27 protein-coding genes and 1 tRNA gene are annotated in these 23,346 nt (G+C 35.6%); 16 read left to right on the top strand and 12 right to left on the bottom strand.

Annotation, left to right across the window (positions count from 1 at the left end):
• Window positions 1-424 precede the first annotated feature (424 nt).
• A complete protein-coding gene (locus H0S58_RS08675) occupies window positions 425-1,189 on the top strand; it encodes a glutathione S-transferase family protein (protein WP_053580040.1) in 765 nt (254 codons plus the stop codon).
• Window positions 1,190-1,420: 231 nt separating this feature from the next.
• Window positions 1,421-1,891, top strand: coding sequence for an Lrp/AsnC family transcriptional regulator (locus tag H0S58_RS08670; protein WP_053580041.1), 471 nt, complete (start codon window positions 1,421-1,423; stop codon window positions 1,889-1,891).
• 278 nt (window positions 1,892-2,169) lie between these two features.
• Here H0S58_RS08670 and H0S58_RS08665 read toward each other — a convergent pair whose 3' ends face one another.
• A complete protein-coding gene (locus H0S58_RS08665) occupies window positions 2,170-2,919 on the bottom strand; it encodes a YebC/PmpR family DNA-binding transcriptional regulator (RefSeq protein ID WP_053580042.1) in 750 nt (249 codons plus the stop codon).
• 113 nt (window positions 2,920-3,032) lie between these two features.
• Window positions 3,033-3,596, bottom strand: a complete 564-nt coding sequence (locus H0S58_RS08660; RefSeq protein WP_092717965.1) for a 1-acyl-sn-glycerol-3-phosphate acyltransferase — start codon at window positions 3,594-3,596, stop codon at window positions 3,033-3,035.
• A 297-nt stretch (window positions 3,597-3,893) separates the two neighbouring features.
• Between H0S58_RS08660 and H0S58_RS08655 the strand changes: the two genes are divergently transcribed.
• From H0S58_RS08655 to H0S58_RS08640, 4 genes are all read left to right on the top strand, one after another.
• Window positions 3,894-4,034, top strand: coding sequence for a hypothetical protein (locus H0S58_RS08655; protein ID WP_171250331.1), 141 nt, complete (start codon window positions 3,894-3,896; stop codon window positions 4,032-4,034).
• Between the two features lie 352 nt (window positions 4,035-4,386).
• On the top strand, window positions 4,387-4,596 hold the full coding sequence (locus H0S58_RS08650) for an acyl-CoA thioesterase (RefSeq protein ID WP_195726294.1): 210 nt from the start codon (window positions 4,387-4,389) through the stop codon (window positions 4,594-4,596).
• Window positions 4,597-4,774: 178 nt separating this feature from the next.
• Window positions 4,775-4,975 carry a hypothetical protein gene (locus tag H0S58_RS08645; protein WP_195726293.1) on the top strand — a complete coding sequence of 67 codons (201 nt, stop codon included), beginning with the start codon at window positions 4,775-4,777 and terminating at the stop codon, window positions 4,973-4,975.
• 235 nt (window positions 4,976-5,210) lie between these two features.
• Window positions 5,211-5,438 carry a hypothetical protein gene (locus H0S58_RS08640; RefSeq protein ID WP_092717968.1) on the top strand — a complete coding sequence of 76 codons (228 nt, stop codon included), beginning with the start codon at window positions 5,211-5,213 and terminating at the stop codon, window positions 5,436-5,438.
• A 261-nt stretch (window positions 5,439-5,699) separates the two neighbouring features.
• Here H0S58_RS08640 and H0S58_RS08635 read toward each other — a convergent pair whose 3' ends face one another.
• A complete protein-coding gene (locus tag H0S58_RS08635) occupies window positions 5,700-6,827 on the bottom strand; it encodes a tyrosine-type recombinase/integrase (protein ID WP_227592228.1) in 1,128 nt (375 codons plus the stop codon).
• Window positions 6,828-7,096: 269 nt separating this feature from the next.
• Between H0S58_RS08635 and H0S58_RS08630 the strand changes: the two genes are divergently transcribed.
• Window positions 7,097-7,173 (top strand) — tRNA-Ile (locus tag H0S58_RS08630).
• Between the two features lie 629 nt (window positions 7,174-7,802).
• On the top strand, window positions 7,803-8,027 hold the full coding sequence (locus H0S58_RS08625) for a hypothetical protein (RefSeq protein ID WP_053580048.1): 225 nt from the start codon (window positions 7,803-7,805) through the stop codon (window positions 8,025-8,027).
• A gap of 57 nt (window positions 8,028-8,084) precedes the next feature.
• Here H0S58_RS08625 and bioB read toward each other — a convergent pair whose 3' ends face one another.
• Both bioB and queG read right to left on the bottom strand, forming a co-directional pair.
• A complete protein-coding gene (gene bioB, locus H0S58_RS08620) occupies window positions 8,085-9,077 on the bottom strand; it encodes a biotin synthase BioB (protein ID WP_053580049.1) in 993 nt (330 codons plus the stop codon).
• A 296-nt stretch (window positions 9,078-9,373) separates the two neighbouring features.
• A complete protein-coding gene (queG, locus tag H0S58_RS08615; protein WP_195727587.1) occupies window positions 9,374-10,474 on the bottom strand; it encodes a tRNA epoxyqueuosine(34) reductase QueG in 1,101 nt (366 codons plus the stop codon).
• A 23-nt stretch (window positions 10,475-10,497) separates the two neighbouring features.
• Between queG and H0S58_RS08610 the strand changes: the two genes are divergently transcribed.
• Both H0S58_RS08610 and H0S58_RS08605 read left to right on the top strand, forming a co-directional pair.
• Complete coding sequence (locus H0S58_RS08610; RefSeq protein WP_195726292.1) at window positions 10,498-12,033, top strand: NAD(P)H-hydrate dehydratase; 1,536 nt, start codon at window positions 10,498-10,500, stop codon at window positions 12,031-12,033.
• A gap of 258 nt (window positions 12,034-12,291) precedes the next feature.
• Window positions 12,292-12,627 (top strand): hypothetical protein, encoded by a 336-nt coding sequence (locus H0S58_RS08605; protein WP_053580052.1) that lies wholly within the window; start codon window positions 12,292-12,294, stop codon window positions 12,625-12,627.
• Between the two features lie 9 nt (window positions 12,628-12,636).
• Here H0S58_RS08605 and ruvC read toward each other — a convergent pair whose 3' ends face one another.
• Window positions 12,637-13,182, bottom strand: a complete 546-nt coding sequence (gene ruvC, locus H0S58_RS08600) for a crossover junction endodeoxyribonuclease RuvC (RefSeq protein ID WP_195726291.1) — start codon at window positions 13,180-13,182, stop codon at window positions 12,637-12,639.
• A gap of 122 nt (window positions 13,183-13,304) precedes the next feature.
• Here ruvC and H0S58_RS08595 point away from each other — a divergent pair, with 122 nt between their 5' ends.
• On the top strand, window positions 13,305-13,880 hold the full coding sequence (locus H0S58_RS08595) for an FxsA family protein (protein ID WP_195726290.1): 576 nt from the start codon (window positions 13,305-13,307) through the stop codon (window positions 13,878-13,880).
• A gap of 320 nt (window positions 13,881-14,200) precedes the next feature.
• Here H0S58_RS08595 and H0S58_RS08590 read toward each other — a convergent pair whose 3' ends face one another.
• Both H0S58_RS08590 and H0S58_RS08585 read right to left on the bottom strand, forming a co-directional pair.
• Window positions 14,201-15,064 carry an IS982 family transposase gene (locus H0S58_RS08590; protein WP_195726289.1) on the bottom strand — a complete coding sequence of 288 codons (864 nt, stop codon included), beginning with the start codon at window positions 15,062-15,064 and terminating at the stop codon, window positions 14,201-14,203.
• A 112-nt stretch (window positions 15,065-15,176) separates the two neighbouring features.
• The gene (locus H0S58_RS08585) at window positions 15,177-15,377 is read right to left on the bottom strand and encodes a hypothetical protein (protein WP_053580055.1); all 201 of its coding nucleotides are present in this window, start codon (window positions 15,375-15,377) and stop codon (window positions 15,177-15,179) included.
• Between the two features lie 326 nt (window positions 15,378-15,703).
• Here H0S58_RS08585 and H0S58_RS08580 point away from each other — a divergent pair, with 326 nt between their 5' ends.
• A complete protein-coding gene (locus H0S58_RS08580) occupies window positions 15,704-15,934 on the top strand; it encodes a hypothetical protein (RefSeq protein ID WP_053580056.1) in 231 nt (76 codons plus the stop codon).
• A gap of 74 nt (window positions 15,935-16,008) precedes the next feature.
• Here the strand turns inward: H0S58_RS08580 and H0S58_RS08575 are convergent, their stop codons facing one another.
• Both H0S58_RS08575 and metK read right to left on the bottom strand, forming a co-directional pair.
• Entirely contained in the window at window positions 16,009-16,317 is a 309-nt protein-coding gene (locus H0S58_RS08575) for a monooxygenase (protein ID WP_195726288.1), read from the bottom strand.
• A 144-nt stretch (window positions 16,318-16,461) separates the two neighbouring features.
• Window positions 16,462-17,628 carry a methionine adenosyltransferase gene (metK, locus tag H0S58_RS08570; protein WP_092717989.1) on the bottom strand — a complete coding sequence of 389 codons (1,167 nt, stop codon included), beginning with the start codon at window positions 17,626-17,628 and terminating at the stop codon, window positions 16,462-16,464.
• A 750-nt stretch (window positions 17,629-18,378) separates the two neighbouring features.
• Here metK and tkt point away from each other — a divergent pair.
• Together tkt and H0S58_RS08560 are read left to right on the top strand one after the other, a co-directional pair.
• Entirely contained in the window at window positions 18,379-20,367 is a 1,989-nt protein-coding gene (gene tkt / locus H0S58_RS08565; protein ID WP_195726287.1) for a transketolase, read from the top strand.
• 200 nt (window positions 20,368-20,567) lie between these two features.
• Window positions 20,568-20,783, top strand: a complete 216-nt coding sequence (locus tag H0S58_RS08560; RefSeq protein WP_053580060.1) for a hypothetical protein — start codon at window positions 20,568-20,570, stop codon at window positions 20,781-20,783.
• 61 nt (window positions 20,784-20,844) lie between these two features.
• Here H0S58_RS08560 and H0S58_RS08555 read toward each other — a convergent pair whose 3' ends face one another.
• Window positions 20,845-21,252, bottom strand: a complete 408-nt coding sequence (locus tag H0S58_RS08555) for an OsmC family protein (protein WP_193890315.1) — start codon at window positions 21,250-21,252, stop codon at window positions 20,845-20,847.
• A 295-nt stretch (window positions 21,253-21,547) separates the two neighbouring features.
• Between H0S58_RS08555 and H0S58_RS08550 the strand changes: the two genes are divergently transcribed.
• Both H0S58_RS08550 and H0S58_RS08545 read left to right on the top strand, forming a co-directional pair.
• Window positions 21,548-22,126 carry a YceI family protein gene (locus H0S58_RS08550; protein WP_074942988.1) on the top strand — a complete coding sequence of 193 codons (579 nt, stop codon included), beginning with the start codon at window positions 21,548-21,550 and terminating at the stop codon, window positions 22,124-22,126.
• A 227-nt stretch (window positions 22,127-22,353) separates the two neighbouring features.
• The gene (locus H0S58_RS08545; protein WP_004651643.1) at window positions 22,354-22,557 is read left to right on the top strand and encodes a hypothetical protein; all 204 of its coding nucleotides are present in this window, start codon (window positions 22,354-22,356) and stop codon (window positions 22,555-22,557) included.
• A gap of 110 nt (window positions 22,558-22,667) precedes the next feature.
• On the opposite strand, the gene H0S58_RS08540 is transcribed toward H0S58_RS08545, so the two are convergent.
• Window positions 22,668-23,288: a LysE family transporter gene (locus tag H0S58_RS08540; protein WP_195726286.1), complete on the bottom strand. Its 621-nt coding sequence runs from the start codon at window positions 23,286-23,288 to the stop codon at window positions 22,668-22,670.
• Window positions 23,289-23,346 lie beyond the last annotated feature (58 nt).

Below are 23,346 nucleotides of genomic sequence, written 5' to 3'. Positions count from 1 at the left end.
AGTCAGGTCATGGCTGTGATGTTTCTTGAAAATGCCCTAAGTCGATTAGGCTTTAAATTTTCATTGGTGATGGTTTAACAAAGCAGTTGATAAATTCAGGTGAGGAGTGATCTACATTATCAGTGTTGGAAAATGATGAATCTTTGCTTGATCATTATAAAATACACAGTTTCATCGCCAGCTTTATCTGGATGATCAGGATATTTTGAATAATACAACTTGATGATTTTATTTTCTTATTTAGATTTCTGATTTAGCTTCTTGTATAGATCATTCATTAAGTTGAAATCAAATTTGAGATAACACGTGGTAAACCCTTTTTAGAATAAAAGTGTATTGTATTTCTGAAATAGGGTGACTAAAGTACCCACTATAGTCGGGGTTCAATTGATACCCGAATGACAAAAAGAACTGCGGAGATTTTATGCGGACTTTATACCAGTTTCCTTTATCTCATTTTTGTGAAAAAGCGCGCTGGTTGCTCGATTATAAAGAGTTAGATTTTGTGGCGCACAATCTCATTCCTGGTGTACATCGTGCATTTGCACAATTAAAAACTGGACAAAATCGCTTACCGATTTTACGCGATCAGCATTGTTGGGTGGCGGATTCAACCGAAATTGCGTTGTATCTAGATGAAATATATCCAGAACATTCCTTGCTGCGTCCAAATAGTGCAGAACGTGAGTTAGCTTTAGAGATTAATGCGCAGGCATCTGAATTGGGCTTACACGTTCGCCGATGGGGGTTGGCGCATAGTTTGACTGAAGGTGAGGAATCTTTAGATATTATGATCGGTGAAAAAGGCTATTTACGTCAATTTGAAAAATACTCCAAGCCTTTTATGAAAGCCTTACTGTCAAAAAGTTATCAGTTGGATGTCGAAAAAGTAGCGGAATCTAAACAACAGATCGATACGATTGTGGAACAGTTAAATCAGCGTTTAATTGACAATCATGGACGTTATTTTGTGGGAGAGCGTCTAGGTTTGGCCGATATTTCAGTCTGTTCGATGCTTGCACCACTGCTTGATATTGCGGGTACACCGTGGGAAAAAGAGCATACAGAAATTTTATCCAAAGAATTTAAAGATTATAAAGAACGCTTAACTCAATTACCGATCGGACAATATGTGCTCAGAGTTTACCAAACAGAACGTAACGCTCGTGTAGATTGGCGAGGAATTTAAAAGTTAAAGTTTACTGTATGCTCTAATAAAACCATTAATTTATGAATTTTTCTTTATTCTGTTAATTTTCGAATTAAATTTCCTGAATTGCTGTTTTATTAAAAGAAAAATATAAAAAAAGTATAATATAGAAAAATAATTTTGAATGAGAAGATGAGTTTTTTATTCAGATGTGGACGTAAAAAACTAAATTTTGATCAACTCATGAATGTATTTGCTAGGGAGTTTGTAATGGAACTGGATCGTTTTGATAAACAGATCGTTGAAATATTAAATCAGGAAGATGTAAATTTAAATGAACTTTCTGAACGTATTAATCTATCCGTCAGTTCTGTACATCGACGAATCAAACATTTAATTGAAGCCAAGATTATGACCCATTTAAAGCGGGACATTAATTATGCTAAGTTAGGTTTTAGTCTACATGTTCTATTGCAGGTTTCTTTAAATAAACATGATACCGACACTTTCGCCCAATTTTTAGAAGAACTCGAAAATATTCCAGAAGTCATTAATGCTTTTTTAGTCACAGGACAATCCGCCGATTTTATTGTTGAAGTCGTGGCTAAAGATATGGAAAATTATAGTGACATCCTCTTAAAGCGGATCGGTAAAATTGAACATGTGGTTGCGCTACATTCTAGTTTTGTAATTAAAGAATATAATGTGCTCAACTGTAGTGGTTTACTGAATAGAGTTTAAAATTGAATTGGCAGAGGGAGCTTAAATATGTTTTATAGCTCTTTCGTTTTAATCAAGCAGAAGATGAAAAACACCAATAAATATTCTGAAGGTGTAAGAGTTTTATCCGCTAGATAAAGTTTTTGAACCCATTTAAAAGATGATTTTAAAACAGGTTCAAAGCATAACTAAAGTGGCATCCGTGCCAAAAAATGGTGTAAATTCCTTTATTTCAAGCAACTTTTCAGTGAGAAAATATCCAATCCTATTCAAGGAAGTTTGATGATCATAGCGTTGATTTATTCATCTAGTTGCGCGAGAACTTCATCTGAAAATTCAACGTTGGTATAGACATTTTGAACGTCATCTAAGTCTTCAAACATATCAATCATTTTCATGATTTTTTTCGCTTGATCGATGTCTGTAATTTCGGCTTTGGTTGATGGGTTCATCACCACTTCAGCGTTATCAGATTTAAGGCCAGCAGCAGTTAAAGCATCCTGCACGTCACCAAATGTTTCTGGGGTGGTAATAACCAAAATTTCATTTTCTGAAACTTCGATATCTTCTGCGCCCGCTTCCAAAGCAACATCCATGATTTTATCTTCTAAAGAGACATCTTCAAAAGTAATTTCACCGCGTTTCGTGAATAGGAATGCGACTGAACCATTGGTGCCTAAGTTGCCATCTGTTTTCGAAAAACAGTGGCGTACATCAGGTACGGTACGGTTTAAGTTATCCGTCATGGTTTCAATAATAACCGCAACACCACCCACGCCATAACCTTCGTAGGTTACTTCTTTTAAATCGTCGTTATCTTCACCACCAGCACCACGTTGAATGGCACGGTTAATCACATCACGCGTCATGTTTACAGATAATGCTTTTTCAACAACAGCACGTAGACGAGGGTTACTGCCTGCATCTGGGCCACCGAGTTTTGCAGCTGTGGTTAATTCACGAATGTATTTGGTAAAAACTTTACCACGACTAGCATCTTGTCTTGCTTTGCGATGCTTAATATTAGCCCACTTGGAATGACCCGCCATGCGAAATATGCTCCTTTTAGATTGGCTTTATGCCGAATCGAATGTGATAAATTCTACCATAAGCCCTTTTTTATTAGGAAGAGCTGGCTTTTAGGTTTTTGAACAAATAGCGTTTAGTTGAGAGATTCTGGAATAACAATATCCAAACCAACTTTATCTTTGTACATTTGTTTTAGTAAAGCCAAATCATGATTGATTTCAGTGGGATAGATTTTGCCTAAAATTCCACCTTGTTTTGTTTTTGAGTTGGCATACATCAAAATAATGGGAACGTTAGCTGCTTTGGCAATATGCCAAAAACCAGTACGAATAGGGCGACGCGTTTCACCTGTTTTGGCGCGTGTTGCTTCTGGGGCGATCACGAGGTTGAATTTTTCATTTTTTTGAAAATATTCAACCATCAGCGACACAATATCTGTATTGGCTTTACGATCAACAGCAATACCTCCAATCGCGTCCAAGATGGGTTTCATTGGGCCTTTGAACAACTCTTTTTTGATCAGTGTATGAATTTTCATATCGAGTATTTGAAAAAGCGCCAGTGAAAGTATTGCATCCATCATGGAGGTATGTTCAAAACCAACAATCACCTGCTTATCTTCAAGTAGGTTTGGCTCTACATGGTAATTCCATCCGGCAAGTTTGAATGCTGATTCGCCTATCATTTTTTTTAGCATAGAAAATTACAATACAATTTTAAAGAGTGGTAATTTCTGCTTGTTCTTAAGAGGAGTCAAGAGCAGCTTTGTTCAAACTGATCAATAAATATTGCCACAAAAAAAAGTTTTTATTGGTTTAAAGTATAAATAAACGCGGATGCATCTTTAAAAACACTGATTCGATCTAAAATAACTATGAATTATGATCAAAAATGCCTATCCAGATTAAAGATAACCTATTAGACTTTTGTCTAAGATCGAATGTGTGTCAGCAGCATGTTCGACTTTAGGTGTATTTTATCAGGGATGAAAATAATGACGTATTTTTCTACTTTTTTACTGGCATTGATTTTGTTTGTACTGATTGTGCTGTGGTCTTTAATCGAAATTACTCTAGAATATCGCAAGCAACGTAAGTTTAGTTCACTCAAAAAATCAAAAATTCAGCTTTATTAAATATCGATACTTTTATTTTTCTTGTCAAAATAATGAGTGGTATCTTTTAATCATGAAATATTAAGACTTTAAAAGTATAGTTAAAATGAAGTGGTATTGATTGCTTTTAGATACAGATGAGTGATTAAGCTATTTAAATGGTACATTTCATCAATCCATCATCCGTTTTTATAAAAAAATAATTTTTAACAATGAATAATCAATACCTAAAAATGATAAAAATAAGTGGGAACTTAACTTTTTAACATATCCATTGATAATTAAAAAAATGAGAGTAAATAATAATTTTTTCAATCCCTTAGTTTTATATTAATATTTGAATTAAAGCTGAAATTTAACAATGCTCGCTATTATGAAAAGTCGCATAAGCTCTATCCAGACTGCTAAAATTGTTCCAGCCTCACAATGGACCATCGAACAAGATATTTACTTGATCGAAAATAGTGCATTGAATTTGAATGAACTCTGTAAACACTTACCTTATACCGAAGATCAAATTAGACAACGTAAACAAACTTTAGGTCTGATTAGACGTGAACGGCAAATGAGACCCTTTAAGTAAATACATGATTAAAAATTGCTGAGTTTACAAGATCGCTTATTTATAATATTTCACACAACTAGAACATAAACGTTATTCTAAAATACAACGTTACACGAATGATGATCGTTCGCTATTGAATCAAACGATCAAATGTTTGAGCATGGTCTTTTCTCGGTTAAATAAGTGATGGATCGCCATGATAGATGAAGAAAAGCCTTTAGATTTTGAAGATGATGATGAGCCTCAGGATTTCGAGGATGAAGAATTTCTCGACGATAAGAAAGAGGATGAAATGTATAACCCTATTACTAAAGATGGATCAAGTATCGATCCCGCAGAGGATGGTAAACGCCATATTCGCCTTGAAGATGGTGACCCTATAGAAATTGAACAGTGAAGAAGAAGCCCAATTTCAAATTGGGCTTTTTAAAATATTTGCTAAAATAGAGATTCGTAGAGTTATAAATATTATAAAAAATTTAGATTTTTTGATGAGTGAAATTTTTTAAGCATTAGAGTTGTTTGAGAACATAATGACTCAAAAATATAACAATAACCCAAAGTTAAGTTGATTGAACAAAGATCAAGATGGGGTATATTTTTATTTAGCCCAATGAATTCAGGATGTTTATATGAGTATATGGATAGCCAATAGGAATCAGAATAATCAATATATTTTTACCGAAGGATTAGAACTTCAACAGCAGGAATTGGAAGAAGTGCGGGTGGGTGCCGAAAAATACTATCGCAATATTATTCATGATTCAGCGCATACTTTTTATGTCTATACAGTTGAAAAATTAGCAGGCGAAGAGCTAACAAAATTACACAGTGAATGGAATAGATTTTGCTCTCTATAAATTGACTCAACATAATTAATTTTAACATCTCTTTAAAAATGCTTTTTAGGCCTAAATGATAAAGTCATGCTTATAAAAATCATTTTGATAAATATGTTCATTTCAACAAATCAACTCTAATTCTATGTTTTAGTTTGCTCATAGTTTAAATGCATGTTTAATATTTTAAATATTTTTTAATTAAATAATTTATTGATTTTTATCCAATATTTTTTTCTTGGAGATTCTTACTTTAATACAGAATCAGAGTTGGATTATTTATTACATTTCTTTAATTTTATATTCGCCTAACACGATATTCTCAATCCTGTTCAGGATTTCACGTAAATTTTGCTCACTGATTTTGAGATGATCTGAGTTTATGTTTTGATCATCCTCGCTTTGATGCTTGAGTAAATTATTCATTGTATGTGGGTCATTATCTAATGTTTCAGCAATAATGCTAAATGTGCGTCTTAAATCTTGAAAGTTAAACTCAATTCCAGATAACGCACTAATTTTTTGACATACTTTTGAAATATTACTGATGTGGCCTGTTTCAGATTTAACCGATGGAAATACCCATTTACACGTAATATGAGCTCGTCTTTTTCTCATCAAGGAAAATAAGAAATCACCCATCGGTAAAGAATGAGTTTTTCGACTGTTTGGATCTCTTAAGTGAATCCACCCATTTTTTAAGTCGATGCTAGACCAAGACAAAGATTCACATTCTTCACGTCTAAAACCAGTCAGCACGAGAGTTAGTAAAAAGTCTCGATTGGTATGATTTTTTTGTCCGCGATCTTGATATTCAAACACTGCTTTAGTCCATGCTGATATCTGATCTTGATTAAGGTGGTTTTTGCGAAGACGAATTTTATTCCATGAGTTTTTTCTATTTAGGATTGTGACTGGATTAAGAGTGTTAAGAATGGGTTGATCATTTTTATCTAAATAGTGTTCAATTGAATAATTATAAATTGCGCGGAAAACACGCATTGCCATATTAGCCTGAGATTTACTTTGTAAAGAAAGGTGGGTGTGCTTTGCTTGAATCATGCGAGGTGAAATCTCATCAATTTTGTAAGATTTCCAATCCTGGAGATATCGATCAATGACTATCGTATAATCATGAAGGGTTCGTTGTTTTAATTTTTTATGACTTAGATAGTTTTGAAAGGCTTGTTCAAGTGTAGGTTTATTTTTAGGTAAATCGGTTTTTACATTTTTATTTAAAGTAGCAGTACGTTTTATTGAATTGGGATGAATGCCTTGCCTCATTTCACTCAATTTGCTTTGAGCAATATTTCGCGCTTGTATAGAGGTTAAATTGCCGTGTAAACCGATGGTAGAGCGAACCGTTTTGCCTGATACTTTTTTTTCAACAATATAAGTTTTACAGGTCAAATTTACTCGAATTGCAAAACCAATCAGCTCGCTATCTCGAAAAATGGCGGGTGTCATTTCGAGTTGATCAATAAATGTCTCCGTGAGCTTTACTCTTGATGATGACATCGCTAGAATCGCTAACCATTGCAATACTTCAAAATATAGCACAATAATTTCTTGCGTCTAGCTTAAGTCTACATGTAAAAAATGCTTGCTCAAGAATGAAATGTTAGATAGTATTGGTTCGCAAACAAACTATTGATAATAGTGGGTTTGATAGCATAAAAGGGCCTATAGCTCAGTTGGTTAGAGCAGCGGACTCATAATCCGTTGGTCGACAGTTCAAGTCTGTCTGGGCCCACCAGATAAAACAACCACTTAGGTGTACTAATCCTAAGTGGTTTTTTAATGTCTAATTTTATGTAAATAGAATTAAGTATTTCATACTAATAAAATTTTGGTGTTTAAGTCATTTAATTTTTCCATAAATTTGCTTGAAAAATTATTGTAAATTTACTTGAGTTATTTGGAAAATATGCTAATAAATAGAAGTAAGTTATTTTTAACTATATTAATGTTTCAGGATGAAATGTCTTTTTCAAATTTTAAATTTGAAAACAATCCAATAAGGAGTTTTGGAAATGCTTCAATTACTTATGAAATTATTTTGTTTGCATGTCTACGAGTATGAGTATATGCAAGAAATAGGTGAGCATAAGGAATGTAGAAAGTGTGGCATAAATAAGTCACTTTAGCTGATATTATTGATCATTATTAGTGGGCGTAAAGCTCACTTTTTTATTTTTAGGCTGTGCTAAATTAAATTTCGTGTTTCATTATTTAGTTTGAAAGGCTTTTATTCTTTTTGTGAAAACTGAATATTAATCAAAAAAATGGTATAAAAATAATATGAAAATTTAATCAAAATCATTACATTTGCTTTTCGTTTATATCTAAAATTTGTTTAGAAAAAATAACTGTGAATTTCTATATATGAGCAAAAATTTTAAATCGCTAACTTATATTGTCGATGAACATTTAACTGATACTTTATCTTGGTTATGCCATCATCAAGATACTTTTGATTCGTTTATTTACAATGCTCTTACTCAAGAGTTAGCGGTGCAGCATGCAAATGGAACAGATATTATTCGAGTAGGGGATTATCTCAATGCCAGCTATGGCATTTTGCTCACGGCGCATAACTTTGCTGAATAATGTTCTAATAAAAAAAGCCCGAAGTGGGCTTTTTGATAGATGACACAGAACAATAAATTAGCTTGCCATAGCATCGACTGATAATTGTTTCACATTGGGTTTTGCTTTTTCAGCAATTAAACCTAATTTATCAAATAACTGTTTATCTCTGCCTTCACCTGCATTCGGTGTCGTCAATAGCTTTTCGCCTGAAAAGAGAGAATTTGCACCTGCCATAAATGCGAGTGCCTGATCAGAATCAGACAAAGATTCACGACCAGCAGAAAGACGAATATAACTTTTCGGCATAATAATACGCGCCACTGCAATAGTACGAATCCATTCTGTCACTTCTAATTTTTCAACTTCTGCCAAAGGCGTACCTTCAATCGGAACCAACATATTAATCGGAACAGATTCTGGATGAATGGCCAATGTGGCCAATTCATGTAAGAGCCCAACACGATCTTGCTGGCTTTCACCCAAACCGACAATACCACCGCTACAGACTTTCATGCCCGCTTGGCGAACGAAATCTAAGGTATTTAAACGATCATCAAAAGTTCGCGTCGTAATAATATTGGCGTAGTATTCACGAGAGGTGTCAAGATTATGATTGTAGTAGTCTAAACCTGCTGAATTTAAACGTTCAGCTTGCGATTGGTTTAGCATGCCTAAAGTCATACAGGTTTCTAAACCTAAGGCTTTAACTTCACTGACCATTTCCAGTACATACGGCATATCGCGTTCATGCGGGTTTCGCCATGCTGCGCCCATGCAAAAACGTGAAGAGCCAGCGGCTAAAGCTTCTTTGGCTTCTTGAATGACTTTATCGACTGCAATACGTTTTTCAGCTTCTAGCTTAGAATCGTAACGTGCCGATTGAGAGCAATATTTACAATCTTCAGGACACTTACCTGTTTTGATAGAAAGCAAAGTGCTGACTTGAATCGTATTCGGATCAAAATGTTCACGATGAATGCGTTGTGCTTCAAAAACTAAATCTAAAAAAGGCTGGTTATACAAAGCCTCAATTTCTTGACGTGTCCAGTCATTACGTACATTCGTCATCAGTGAAATCCATAATCATCGTTATTACTTTATTTTATCATACCTAATTTAATTAAAATCTACAGGCATAAAAAGCCAATTTTAATAGTATCTATCGATTAATTTTGTGAATTTATGCTCATTATAAGATTTAACTTTATTCACGAAATTATTCTATTTTTAGCCATTATCGTTACAAAGTTTTTTTGACTTATCTTTTAACTATGCCTTGAACAGGCAACTAATTTTTTTCTACAGATGAAATTTTGTAAATATCTGGAAAACTGAGAGAGTAAACAAAAATATTATTAAAAGATTCAAACTAGACCTGATTTAATCATTTGTTCCTGAATCGCCCAATCTATATGGACTTGCACAATTTCATCATGCAAGTCGTAATGCTGTTTTAAAATTTCAATAATTTGATGTGAAAAAGGTGCATTACCTAAGCCAATGGCAATATTACGCATAAAGCTTTGGTAGCCTGTGCGTCGTAGTGGACTTCCTTCTGTATTGGACAAAAAAGTTTGCTCATCCCATTGCCATAAGTCCAGTAAATTAACCTGATCTAATCCATGACGTGGATTAAAATCTTCAATCGTGGCTTTTTTGGCAAAACTGTTCCAGGGGCAAATGAGTTGGCAATCATCACAGCCAAACACTCGATTACCAATCCCACGACGTAATTCTTCAGCAATAATCCCTTTATATTCGATGGTTAAATAAGCAATACACTTTCGTGCATCAAGCATATAAGGTTCAACAATCGCTTGTGTGGGACAGATGTCGATACAGGCGGTACAAGAGCCACAATGCTTTGTGGTTGGGCCGTCAAAAGGTAAATCTAATGAAGTAAACAGTTCGCCTAAAACAAAAAAAGATCCTGAGCTTTTATGAATGAGTAAGGTATGTTTTCCAGTCCATCCCATACCAGCATTTTCAGCCAAGGACTTTTCGAATACTGGTGCAGAGTCCGCAAAAGGGCGCGCTTCAAAATCACCTACTTTTTCACGAATTTTTGCCGCCAAAGTTTTTAAGCGTCCGCGCATGACTTTATGATAATCACGACCACGTGCATAGCGTGCAATAATGGCTGCATTGGGTTCATCTGGAATATAACGTGGTTTTGGTGTTTCAACTAAATAGTTCATCCGAACACAAATAATGCTTTTTGTACCAGGAATGAGTAAGGTGGGGTCAGCGCGTTTCTCTAAATTTTCTTCTAGAAACTTCATATCGCCATGATAACCCCGTTTTAAGTATTCTTTAAAACGCTCCAATTCTGCTTGAGCATCTGGTTTGGCGATGACACAATCACTAAAGCCCAACTCTAAAGCTTGCGCTTTAATCCACTTTTTGAGTGCTTCAGAATCATCTTGATCTAAATGGATTTTTTGTGACAAGGTAGAAGAAACCATAATGAAATATAAAGGGAAAAATAATGCATCAGCAAGTTTACCATAGCAGTGTTTATCATAGCCAAAGTATTCAAGCATGGGAGCAACGCTGGTTTGAGAATAAAAACAGTAGATATGGCTTAATGCAGCAAGTTGCATGGAATATAGCACAACGTTTAATTCCCATTTTTAGGCAAGAGAAAATTCACCACATTGCAGTATGTTGTGGGAAGGGCAACAATGCAGCTGATGGTTATTTAACAGCTAAATATTTAAAACAAATGGGTTTTGAGGTCGACGTTTTTGCGACTGAATTAGGGCAGTCACAAGCGTTACAACAAGCGCATCAAGAAGTGATAGAGAGTGAAATCAGTATTTATTCAAATTTTAACTTCCAAAAAAATTATGATTGTTATATCGATGCTTTATTTGGCATAGGTCTCAACAGAAATTTAAATCCAGATTTGCAACAGATTATTCAAATTATTAATGCGCAAAAGGGTTTAAAAATAGCCATTGATATTCCAAGTGGTTTACAGGCAAATACCGGTCAGCCCTTACCGTTTGCTATTCAAGCAGATTACACTTTTGCAGTACTCGCTCTAAAAGCTGGGCTTTTTACAGGGCAAGGAAAAGAATTTGTAGGGCAAATCCAACTCATTTCTCTTATTCCAGTTGATGCAGATTTAAAACCGTTGGCTCAGCTTTCATCGCATGATTTTTCACTACCCAAACGTCAAGCTTTTGGTCATAAGGGGAGTTATGGTCATGTACTCGTGGTAGGTGGGCATGCCAATATGGGGGGTGCAGTAATGCTAGCAGGCGAAGCAGCATTTTGTGCGGGTGCAGGCAAAGTTACCGTGGTGTGTCATGAGAAACATCACACAGCAATTTTGGCACGTTCACCCAATATTATGCTGCACGACATTAATGCTTTAACCAAGGCAGAAATTCAACAGTTATTACAGCAAGTTGATGCAATCAGTTTTGGAATGGGTTTAGGCCGAGATTCATGGTCAGAACAGCAGTATTTAAAATGGTTTCCCCTGATCAATAATAGTGAACATCTAGAAGTAGTCATGGATGCGGATGCTTTATGGTTTTTGGCAGAATATTCTGAACCATTAAAAAAACAAACTTATGCAACACCACATCCAGGTGAAGCTGCAAAACTTTTAAAGTGCTCAGTGAAAGATATTAAAGATGATCGAATTGCTGCCATTCAACACCTACAAAATCAGTATGCAGGACAGTGGGTACTTAAAGGAGCAGGCAGTCTGATTTTAGAAGATCGCTTGTGGATTTGCACGGCAGGCAATGCGGGAATGGGCACCGGCGGGATGGGTGATATTCTGGCAGGAATGCTGGCCAGTTTAAAAGCGCAATTTCACCAGCAGATCCATCTGCATCAAGTTGTAACGCTACATGCTTTAGCAGGTGATTGGCTAGCCGAAAAAGGAATGCGTGGTTTACAGGCTCAGAATATGAATCAAGCGGTTTATCATGTGGTAAATCAGAGAAATCAGAATGCAGAAGCCCATGGAACTCTTATGAATACTTCCAGTCTAAACGATAAGTGATGACTTATAATGCAGAGGGTAAATCTAGATATTAAAATGAAAAATCAGATATAAATTTTAAGCCTAGTAAAGTTGAAATTTTGCTATTTAGTGCTTAAAGTCAGTTAGATACTCTAATAGAATAGTGCATTCTCGCTTCACTACATGTAGAAGTTTCTCAAATGGTCGAGATAAATGTTGATTTAATTCATGCTATTAAAATCATTTGAAATGATACGCTAAATTAAAGTTCGGTAGAAAAAGAGATAAAGAGAACGGATGAATAAATATTTTGTGGTTTTGATAGTGCTTATAGTTTGTAGTTTAATCGTGATTTATACGCAGCGAGCTAGCTCAACTTCAAACAAGAAATCATTCAAACACATTGTGCAGAATGAATTCAGACAATATAAAGTCATCGAAAAGAATGAGAGCTTTGTAATCTGTGAAATCAATTCTCGCAATGAATTAGAGGAATTTATTGTCATTCGAATTGATTCAAATCAAAAAAAGAACATTCGAACTTTTGGCCGTAGAGTAACGTTTACTTATCCTAAGCAACCTTCACTGCGTGAAATGCGCAAAGATTTTGCACCTTATCTTTCAAATATTTGAAATTAAGACTTAACGTCTTCTACCACTATAACGACTACGACCCCTTGCCATGCCGCCAAGTGCATTCAATACTGCCATTTTGCTCATACTACCTGAAGCATGTGCATGACAAATAGCAGCGGCTAAGGCATCAGCAGCATCTTGTTGCGGCTTAATACTTAAATTTAAAATTCGCATGACCATCATCTGGACTTGATCTTTATCCGCTGCACCATAACCCACGACCGATTGTTTTATTTGACGGGCAGTATATTCCGCGACTTGTAAATCTAGGTTGACTAAAGCCGCAATAGCAGCACCGCGTGCTTGACCTAGTTTTAAGGCAGAGTCTGGGTTTTGCGCCATAAAAACTTGTTCAACTGCAGCCTCGGTTGGACCATAAAATTTAACAATCCGTTCTACCCCCGCAAAAATACGTTTTAAGCGTTCGGGCATTTCAGTGGTTTCAGTACGAATGGTTCCAGCATCTACAAAAGTCAATTTTTGCCCATCTTTTTCGATAATTCCGTAGCCTGTCATACGTGAACCCGGATCGATACCAATAATTAATGACATAAAAAGACTTTAAAAATAAAATAATGCCCATATTGTTACATAAGCGTATCAAAAAAGCTTGATCTGGTGATCATGCATAGAATTTTGTCCCCATTTACTTTGTTGAGATTAGATTAATTTTTATGAAATTATTTCTTATTGTTTTAGCTGGCTTAATCCTTGAAATATTCGTCTGGATTGGCGTGGGTGACCTCGTCGGTAGTATGTGGTACGTATTTTTCTGGTTTGTAATGGCCTTTTTTATTGGTCTAAATTTGATTCGTAAATATGCCGTTGGTGTCATGCCGCAGATGCAACAAATGCAAATGGGACAAATGAATGGTGATCCAACATTAACTGCGAATTTACCCAAAATTTTAGCTGGTTTTTTCTTAATGATTCCAGGCTTAATTACCGATGTTTTAGCCGTATTAATTTTGATTCCAGTCGTTCAAAATCTTTTTAAAAATGCCATGATGAAAGCTATGGCAAAACGTCAACAAGCCATGATGGAAAAAATGATGGGCGGGATGATGGGAGGCAATATGAATGGGATGGGCGGTAATGCTTCGGGTCAGAGTCCTTTTGCGGATTTGATGCGTCAAATGCAGGAGATGCAGCAGGGATCAACGCATCAAGATTCGAATGTCATAGATGGCGAAGCCCGTGAGGTTAAGCCTGAAGCCAAAAAAATTGAAATGAAAGATGTAAATAAATAAAGAGATCAATTTTTGTATTCATCAGCCGAATCATAAAGATTCGGCTTTTTTAATCTTGGTTATTTGAGGAGGGGGTATTAGAAAAGAAACGTTTATATAACTGAAACAAAAAACAATAATTATACTTTTCAAATCATTCATATGTATAAGCGATCATTTTATTGATTAAAATATTTTTGAGAAATTGATTTGGTTTTTTGTGATTTGATTAATTGTTGATCGGGTGCTTTGATGAGAGCATCCAAGTTAGAAGCTATAAAATTAAAAGAACAGAGCCTAGATTTAAACTAAGTATTTAACCTGAGTTCGACGAAACATTTTTAGCTTTTTAGCATATTTTGGAAAGTTGGCTTATTGGGATTTAAGCAATAAGCCACTATCGCAGCCATAATATTCACCATAAAGTTATTGACCGAACGATGACGTGAATGTTCAATTTGATGCAAGTTTTTTAACTGATCATTCACTGTTTCGATCAATCCTCTTCTGCAAAGTAATTGCTTTTCTTCTTCAGTGTAGATGGGTTTATTTTTCATATTCTTACGTGACGGGGTCAATAATTTTAGTCCCCTTGCTGCTAAAGCTTCAGTTTTTACTTTACTCAAATACCCCTTATCGCCCAGTAAAATGCCTTTTAACTCTTTGGTTAAAGATTCAAGTACAGCAACATCATGAACATTCCCTGATGTAATCTTGAGATTAATAATTCCACCTAAGTTATTGATAATAAGATGGACTTTAAACCCATAAAACCAACCTGTACTACTTTTACCGCGACCGGCAAAGCCTTTAAACACACGATTTCTTTTAATTCTAAGATTATGACAAACGACCAATTTAGTCGAATCAATAATACAAATTCCGGTATCTTCTCCTTTAACTTGATGGAAGAAACTACTCAAAGCTTGTAAACAACGCGGCATAATTTCAATAAAACGATTGTAACTAAGAAGCTTGGGAAAAGCTGATTTCCAAAATGGGATGATCATATGACAATAAAAATATTTGAAAAATCTAAACCCGGATTTATGAAATAAAATGACAATGGTCATGACTTCAGACAAGCTTAAAGCTGACTTTTTCATTGTTGTTTTTTGATCAGAAATTAGAGCTTTCTCTAAAGATTCATTAAATTTTTTGCAGAAATCATCCAAAATACAAAATAATTCGGTAATATAGTCCATGAAAAAGCCTTGCTCTGAAATGTTTTGTCTTCGTAACCAAGATATTACAGATGCTAAGGCTTTTTTTCATTTATTTTTTATGTCGAACTCAGGTTATTTATTAAGCTTTTCATCAGATTTTAATCTTTTCAATCACACTTTGCTCAAGTTGGGTAGATACAGAAGAAATAGATTCTGCTTGATTTTGCTGTTTTTGTAGATGTTGTATATAACGATTCGGCTTTAAGGTTGTTTCAGTATTTTCTGAACCTTGATAACTTCGGCTACGATTTGCACGTTCACGTAAACCACCTTTTTTAATGAGTTGTACCATTTTTTGCACTCCAAATATGATTGTGTGATTTTAACCAAAAATAAAAAATCGAGCTCATTTTTAAATCTGAAAGCATAATATGTTTTGTTTCATAGTGTAACAAAGCATTTCTCTAGAAAGATTTTAATTTCTACTTTATGAAATAAAATAAATCACTTAAGAGTGAAAACAGAAAATTATTGACTGTTGAGTTCAATTTTATTTGTAGAGTGTCTTGTATCTAGATAAAGACTCACATAAGCTCATTGAGAAGGATATGGTCTATCTGGTTGATAAAAACAGATAGGAATAAAAAAAAGAAGGGACACTAAAATAGGAGCATACCTATGCTATATCAATATCATTGTGGTTGTTGTAATCAAGTGGTTGAGTCCAGTGAAAAGGCGTGTTCAAATTGCGGTTCGCACAATATTCGAAGTCCTTTTGGTTTTTGGATTTTTTGTGTCTTAACCTGTTTGGCTGCTGTGATTGTATTTAAAGTGGGACATATTTATTTGCAAGATCATCAGGAAATTCCTGTTCAGCAATCGGTACTTGAAGCCATTAATGAAAAGTAATAAATAACAGCAAAATATAGTCGTCGTCATTTTAAATCCTGACATTCACCTAAAATGTCAGGGTTTGGCCGAGTTTAATTGAGAAAATTTGCTTGGTTAAGAACAGAGAGCGTTTGATTGACCTGAAAAATTTTACTTTGAATATTATCAATCCCAAAACTTTCTAAACGTGCAGTGTGCATTTTCAGATATTGTTCAGCATGTTTTTGCTCATCAAATAAATAAATTCCACCAGCTTCTTGAGTCTCAGCATTTTCAGTCCAAATTTTCCAGCGTAAGCCTTGTTCTTGATTAATACTTTCTGCCAAAGCTTGAAAAGCCTCTGACATTTCTTGTCCAAAAGGTCCGTGAGTCGGAAAATCTACTTGTAATATAACGGCCATTTTATTTTCCTTCTCGTTTTTAAATATGATGAAGCTTAAGATATATCTCAGTTTTAGATTTGATGATCATTTTAAATTTTTAAAAAGTCATTAAAAAAGCTCACCAGTGTGAGCTTTTAAATTGAGAACAATTGACTTTAAAGTTTAAAGTCCTGCTGAAGCTTTAAGTGCTTCAACTTTATCCGTTTTTTCCCAAGTAAATGCATGATCTGAACCTTCACGGCCAAAGTGACCATAAGCAGCAGTTTGCTTATACATTGGTTGGATCAGGTCTAACATGCGGGTAATACCGTATGGGCGTAAGTCAAAGTGTTCACGGACCAATTGAATAATCAGTTCTTCAGCCACTTTTGCAGTATTAAAGGTATTAATGGAAATAGAAGTAGGCTCTGCAACACCAATCGCATAAGACACTTGAATTTCACATTTGTCTGCAAGACCAGCAGCCACGATATTTTTCGCAACATAACGACCTGCATATGCAGCAGAACGATCAACTTTTGATGGGTCTTTACCAGAGAAAGCGCCACCACCATGACGTGCCATACCACCATACGTATCGACGATAATTTTACGGCCTGTTAAACCGCAATCACCTACAGGTCCACCAATCACAAACATTCCCGTTGGGTTGATGTGGAATTTGGTGTCTGCATGGAACATCTCCGCAGGAATCACTTGTTTCACAATTTCTTCAATAATTGCTTCTTTTAAAGCAACTTGTGAAATCTCAGGATCATGTTGCGTTGAGAGAACCACTGCATCCAAACGAACAGGCATGCCATTTTCATAAGCAAAAGTGACCTGACTTTTCGCATCAGGGCGTAACCAAGGTAAACGGCCATTACGACGTAGTTCAGCTTGCTTTTCCATTAAACGATGCGCATATGAAATTGGTGCAGGCATTAGTACGTCAGTTTCACGACTTGCATAACCAAACATTAAGCCTTGATCACCAGCACCTTGATCTTCAGGTTTTTGACGATCAACACCTTGAGCAATTTCAGGTGACTGTTTGCCAATCATGTTAATGACGGCACAGGTTGAACCATCAAAACCAAGGTCAGAATGGTGATAACCAATACCATTCACGGTTTGACGTACAATTGCTTCAAAGTCTACATTTGCTGTTGTTGTGATTTCACCTGCAAGGACTACAGCACCTGTTTTTACAAGCGTTTCACAAGCAACCCGTGCAAATGGGTCCTCCGTTAAGATTGCATCCAAAATAGCATCACTGATTTGGTCAGCCATTTTATCCGGATGGCCTTCGCTTACAGATTCCGAGGTAAATACAGCGTACTCGCGCATAAGTCCTATCACAGTTAATTCAAAAGACGCAATATGTTACATCGAGTTCGACTTTTCGACCAGTTCTACTCGACCAAAATGCCTGAAATTATTTCAATTTTACGACTTTTTAATTGATATGAGCATTTAAAAAACTGATAAGGAATCAAAAATGTGGATCTAAACTAAGTTTTCACTCTTACATATTTTGAGAATAATGAATCGAGCAAGTGATAGCTGACTTGAGCCACCTAGAGATTTTATCTTTATATTTTTAATATTTTAATGCTTATCAATGGCTTAAATTTTACTAAAATTTATTTTATAAAATAGAAAAATTTTTAAAACAAATATTAAGGTCAATCACAGAGTCATTATTTTATGAATTTTTGATTTATTTTAATTAAAGTGAATTTTATTCATTTAATAAATTTTCTAGAGAATAATTTTTTCATAAGAGATGAAAAGTTTAGATAAAAGCATGAATAAGTAAAATAAGGACGTTTGTCGCAGCATTTAATTGTTGAATTGAAAATTGAAAAATTTTAGTCATCACATTTTTAGTGTAGAAATTCACCTGTTTTTGGCTACTCATCAATAAAATTGATACTAGATTTCACTTAATTGTGAATAAGAGATAAGCAGTCACGAATAAATGTGGAAATGTTGACTATTAGGCTTTACCCCTTGGCGTTTTTTTAAGACAATATAGCCAACTTTGAATGTTCCTATTCATGATCTTCTTTAAACGATTTAGTTGGACGCTGACCTATGACAACCCCGCTTAACGAACGTCGTATTGCAAACGCAATTCGTGTATTGGCAATGGATGCTGTGCAAAAAGCAAACTCTGGACATCCAGGTGCGCCAATGGGGATGGCTGATATCGCTGATGTGGTATGGCGTGAGTTTTTTAACCATAACCCGACTAACCCTCAATGGGCGAACCGTGACCGCTTTGTACTATCAAATGGTCATGGCTCTATGCTGCAATATGCGTTATTGCACCTTACGGGCTATGATTTATCAATTGAAGATTTAAAAGCATTCCGTCAACTGCACTCTAAAACGCCAGGTCACCCAGAATTAGGTTATGCACCAGGTATCGAAACTACGACTGGCCCGCTTGGTCAGGGGATTGCAAACGCAGTTGGTTTTGCTCTAGCTGAAAAAACCTTAGCAGCGCAGTTCAACAAAGATGAGATGAGTGTTGTTGATCATTTCACTTACTGCTTCTTAGGTGATGGCTGTTTAATGGAAGGTGTTTCTCACGAAGCATGTTCACTTGCAGGCACACTAGGTCTAGGTAAACTAATTGCTTACTATGACGACAACGGTATTTCGATTGATGGTGAAGTAGAAGGTTGGTTCTCTGACGATACAGAGCAACGTTTCTTGGCGTATGGTTGGCAAGTACTTAAAGCTGATGGTCATGATGCAGATGCATTACGTGCTGCAACTTTGCAAGCAAAAGCTGAAACGAAAAAACCAACGATCATTATCTGTAAAACGATTATTGGTCTAGGTTCACCAAATAAGCAAGGTAAAGAAGACTGCCACGGTGCACCGCTAGGTAATGACGAAATTGCATTAACACGTGAGGCATTGGGCTGGACTGAAGGTCCATTTGAAATTCCTGCTGACGTTTATGCAGCATGGGATGCAAAAGCAAAAGGGACGGCTTCTGAAGCAGCTTGGAATGAATTATTTGCTCAATATGCAGCAAAATATCCAACTGAAGCAGCTGAATTGAAACGTCGCCTTTCAGGTGAATTGCCAGCTGAATTCCTTGCTCAAGCAGATGCGTTTATTGCTGACACCAATGCAAAAGCGGAAACCATTGCTACACGTAAAGCAAGCCAAAACACATTACAAGCATTTGGTCCATTATTGCCTGAACTATTAGGCGGCTCTGCGGACTTGGCGGGTTCTAACTTAACACTTTGGAAAGGTTGCCAAGGCGTTCAAGACAATCCAGCAGGTAACTACGTACACTATGGTGTACGTGAGTTTGGTATGACTGCCATTGCAAACGGTGTTGCGCTTCACGGCGGTTTCATTCCTTACGTTGCAACATTCTTAATGTTCATGGAATATGCGCGTAATGCAGTACGTATGTCTGCGTTGATGAAACAACGTGTAATCCATGTATATACTCATGACTCAATTGGTTTGGGTGAAGATGGTCCAACGCATCAACCTGTAGAACAAATTGCATCACTACGTGGAACACCAAATTTAAATACATGGCGTCCATGTGACACAGTTGAAGCGGCAATTTCTTGGAAATCTGCATTATTACGTTCAGAAGGTCCATCTGCACTGATTTTCTCTCGTCAAAATTTGGCTTTCCAAACACGTACTCAAACTCAAATTGAGGATGTTGCGAAGGGTGGTTATATTCTGGCTAAAGAAAAGGGCGAATTAAAAGCGATCATTATTGCAACAGGTTCAGAAGTATCACTTGCAATGGAGGCGCATGCTCAGCTTGAAGGCGTGCGTGTTGTGTCTATGCCGTGTGCTGAAGAGTTTGTAAAGCAAGATGCTGCATACCGTGAAGCTGTTCTTCCTGCAAATATGCGTGCGCGTGTTGCTGTTGAAGCTGCACATGTCGATTACTGGTGGAAATTTGTCGGGCTGGATGGACGTGTGATTGGAATGACGACTTATGGTGAATCTGCGCCAGCAAAAGATTTATATCAGCATTTTGGTATTACCACTGAAGCAGTGGTTGCTGCTGTACAAGAATTAACTGCGTAATTATTTATTGTTTTATTTAACGACACAGTGAGTTTGAAAACGCTCCCATCGGAGCGTTTTTTTATTGTGTGATGACCAATGAATTCTGCTGTTTAAAATTTACTAAATATGACTGGCAGTTTTGATCGGAAAGTATATAGTTGCAGCATTCATTCCGTATACATCTAGCTATGGTTTCATAAACCATAAGTGAGGAAATTATGAGCCTTTATGAACAGATTAGTGATGAAATTACTTTGATGGATGTGGGCGAGCAAAAGTGGATTGGACAGGATTTGCCTCTTGAATCCATGATGGCAGTCGTACTCATGTTGAAAGAACTTGATGAAGAGAAAGTCATTAAAGTTCGTCGACAAAATCGTGAAAAAAATACGGGTTTAAAACAGATTGATCGTGTTTTGGTTGAAAAGTTATAAATATTTAAAAATCCTTTAAAAGCCCCATCTGGGGCTTTTATTATTTGAGCTCACTTATTTTCTAAAGTGTTAATTGAGTCTGAATATGAATAGTGGAGGTGAGCAATTTATGAACGGGACAGTTTTCAGCCACTTTCAATAAGCGTTTATGCTGCTCTTCAGTAAAATTGCCTTTTAAAGTAATTCTACGTTCAATGATATTTTGGCCTGCTTCTTGTTCTGCATTTGGATTTAAAGCCAAATCGACCTGTATATGTTCTAGTTGAATGTCTTTGTGATCGGCATACATTTGCAAAGTGACTGTTGTACATGCACCTAAAGCTGAAAGCAAAAGTTGTATTGGGTTGGGAGCTGTATCTTGTCCACCTTTTGAGAGAGGTTCGTCTACATACCAAGTATGACCTGAAGGATCAGTAAGTGTAACGCGATAGGGTGTAGTTGTATTTTGAGCTTGCACGCTATGAATCATAAGAATTATTTTTTAAAAAATGATCTAGATATAAAAAACTTTATAGTGCATGAAGACTGTTTGTTTTTTGTATTAAATTATTCTCAGATAATCAGTAAAAACAAAATTTTTATAAATTATTTTTAAAATCTATATTTTTATCAATTGCTTAATTTGGTCTATTATTTTTAAATATCAGATTTTAATAAAGCCCTATAGATTGTTCTATTCTTGCAACATATCGTTTTATCAAGAGCAGTGAATTAAGATAGGAAAGGTATAAACTCATCACTATTCGAAAACGAGATAAAAACACATGAATTTTAAAGCAATCACTTTAGGTTTGGCCGTAGCATCTGTTGCAACTTTGTCGTTGGCAAAACCAGTTGCATATCAAATTGATCCAACTCATACAGCGACTGTATTTGCTTGGAACCATTTTGGTTTTTCTACACCATCTGCAAACTTTAGCGACATTCAAGGTACAATTAACGTCGATAATGCAAAACCTGCAAATTCATCTGTTAATGTGACTATTCCTTTATCGAGTTTAAATACGAATGTAAAAGCATTGGATGAGCATTTAAAAACAGCAGATTTTTTTGATGCAGCCAAATACCCAAACATCACATTTAAAAGTACTAAAGTTCAAGCTTTAGGTAAAAACAAATACAAAATCACTGGTAACCTGACAGTGAAAGATGTGACTAAACCTGTAATTTTAGATGCCGTCTTGAATAAACAAGGCGTACATCCAATGACTAAAGCTGAGTCTATTGGTTTTAATGCGACCACTTCATTTGATCGTTCAGCATTCGGCGTAGGTGCTTATGTGCCAAATGTGGGTGATAAAATTACGGTAAATATCACAACTGAAGCGTCAGTACCTAAATAATTTTTTAAATACAATTATTTATAACAACATGCCACCTTTAATAGGTGGCATATTTTTTTGATATAGAACACAAAAAGCATTTAATTTTTATGATAAATTTTTCAATAATTTATTATAAAATTCTTTTTTTATTAAAAAGCAAAATCACTTAGTCGTGCCATATAACAAAAAGAAAGCATAAGGTATATACTTAAAGACACTGTTAGAATCCTATGTGAGCAAAAAAAATGCCTCAAAATTTTGTAATTCGATTCGTTAGTGTTCTTGCCTTTGTTTTAGTATTAGCTGCACTTGTTATTCATTTTTTATTTTCAGGGGAAACAACGGTTGTACTATGGATCTTCACCTTTCCTATTATTCTTGCCGTGCCTATTTTAATATCGGTGTTTTTGGCTAAAGATCAGGAATTGGGAGTTTCTGTACATGAATAAAAATTTAAAATGATATTGGCTTTAATTTAAGCTGATGAAGTTGAACGGCACCCTTTAAATTGGACATTTTCAGTCTTATTTGAAGGGTGCTTTTTTTAAGGATGAATGTTTTAATCACGATTGAGAATCAGATAACAGCCAAAGCTAATAAAAATACCGCCAGTCAGACCATCAATCCATTGGCTTAAACGTTGATATGCGCTATTCATTTTCTGCCAAGAAAATAAATACGCGACCAGTGCAAACCAAATCAAGCTTTCAATCCAGATGAGAGCCAATAAAGAACTTTGAGTGCTTAAGGGTAAATCTGCATTGATTGCCAAAGAAAAAACACTACTAAAATAAACCAAGGCTTTCGGATTTGCCATATTGGTGAAAAAGCCTTGTAATAATAAAGAGGTTTTGGATTTAGGCACACTGGCTAAATTTTGAAGTGTTATAGGTTTTTGATTAAATGCAGATTTTAATAATTGGATGCCCAAGTAGAAAAGATAGACCCCACCCAAAATAATTAATGCCTGTTGTAACCAAGCAATTTTTTGAAAGAGAAAATGCAAACCACTCAGCGCACAAATCGCCCAGACCAAAATACTTAAGGAAATTCCTAAAGCCGCGAACATAGCATGAGATCGAGATTGACGAATTGCACTTTGAGTGACAAAGAAAAAATCTGGACCAGGACTGAGCAGGGCAAAAAAATGAATGATGGCAATACTTATAAAAAGTGTCATCGGATGACCTGATTCGTGGAAGATGACACTTTTATAATGTGCAAATTAAGGCTTGTAC

It is taken from the genome of Acinetobacter sp. TTH0-4, from assembly GCF_015602665.1.
GTDB classification, from domain to species: domain Bacteria; phylum Pseudomonadota; class Gammaproteobacteria; order Pseudomonadales; family Moraxellaceae; genus Acinetobacter; species Acinetobacter albensis.
Note: the sequence above shows the minus strand (reverse complement) of the source record. Positions and strands in the feature narration are given on the sequence as shown.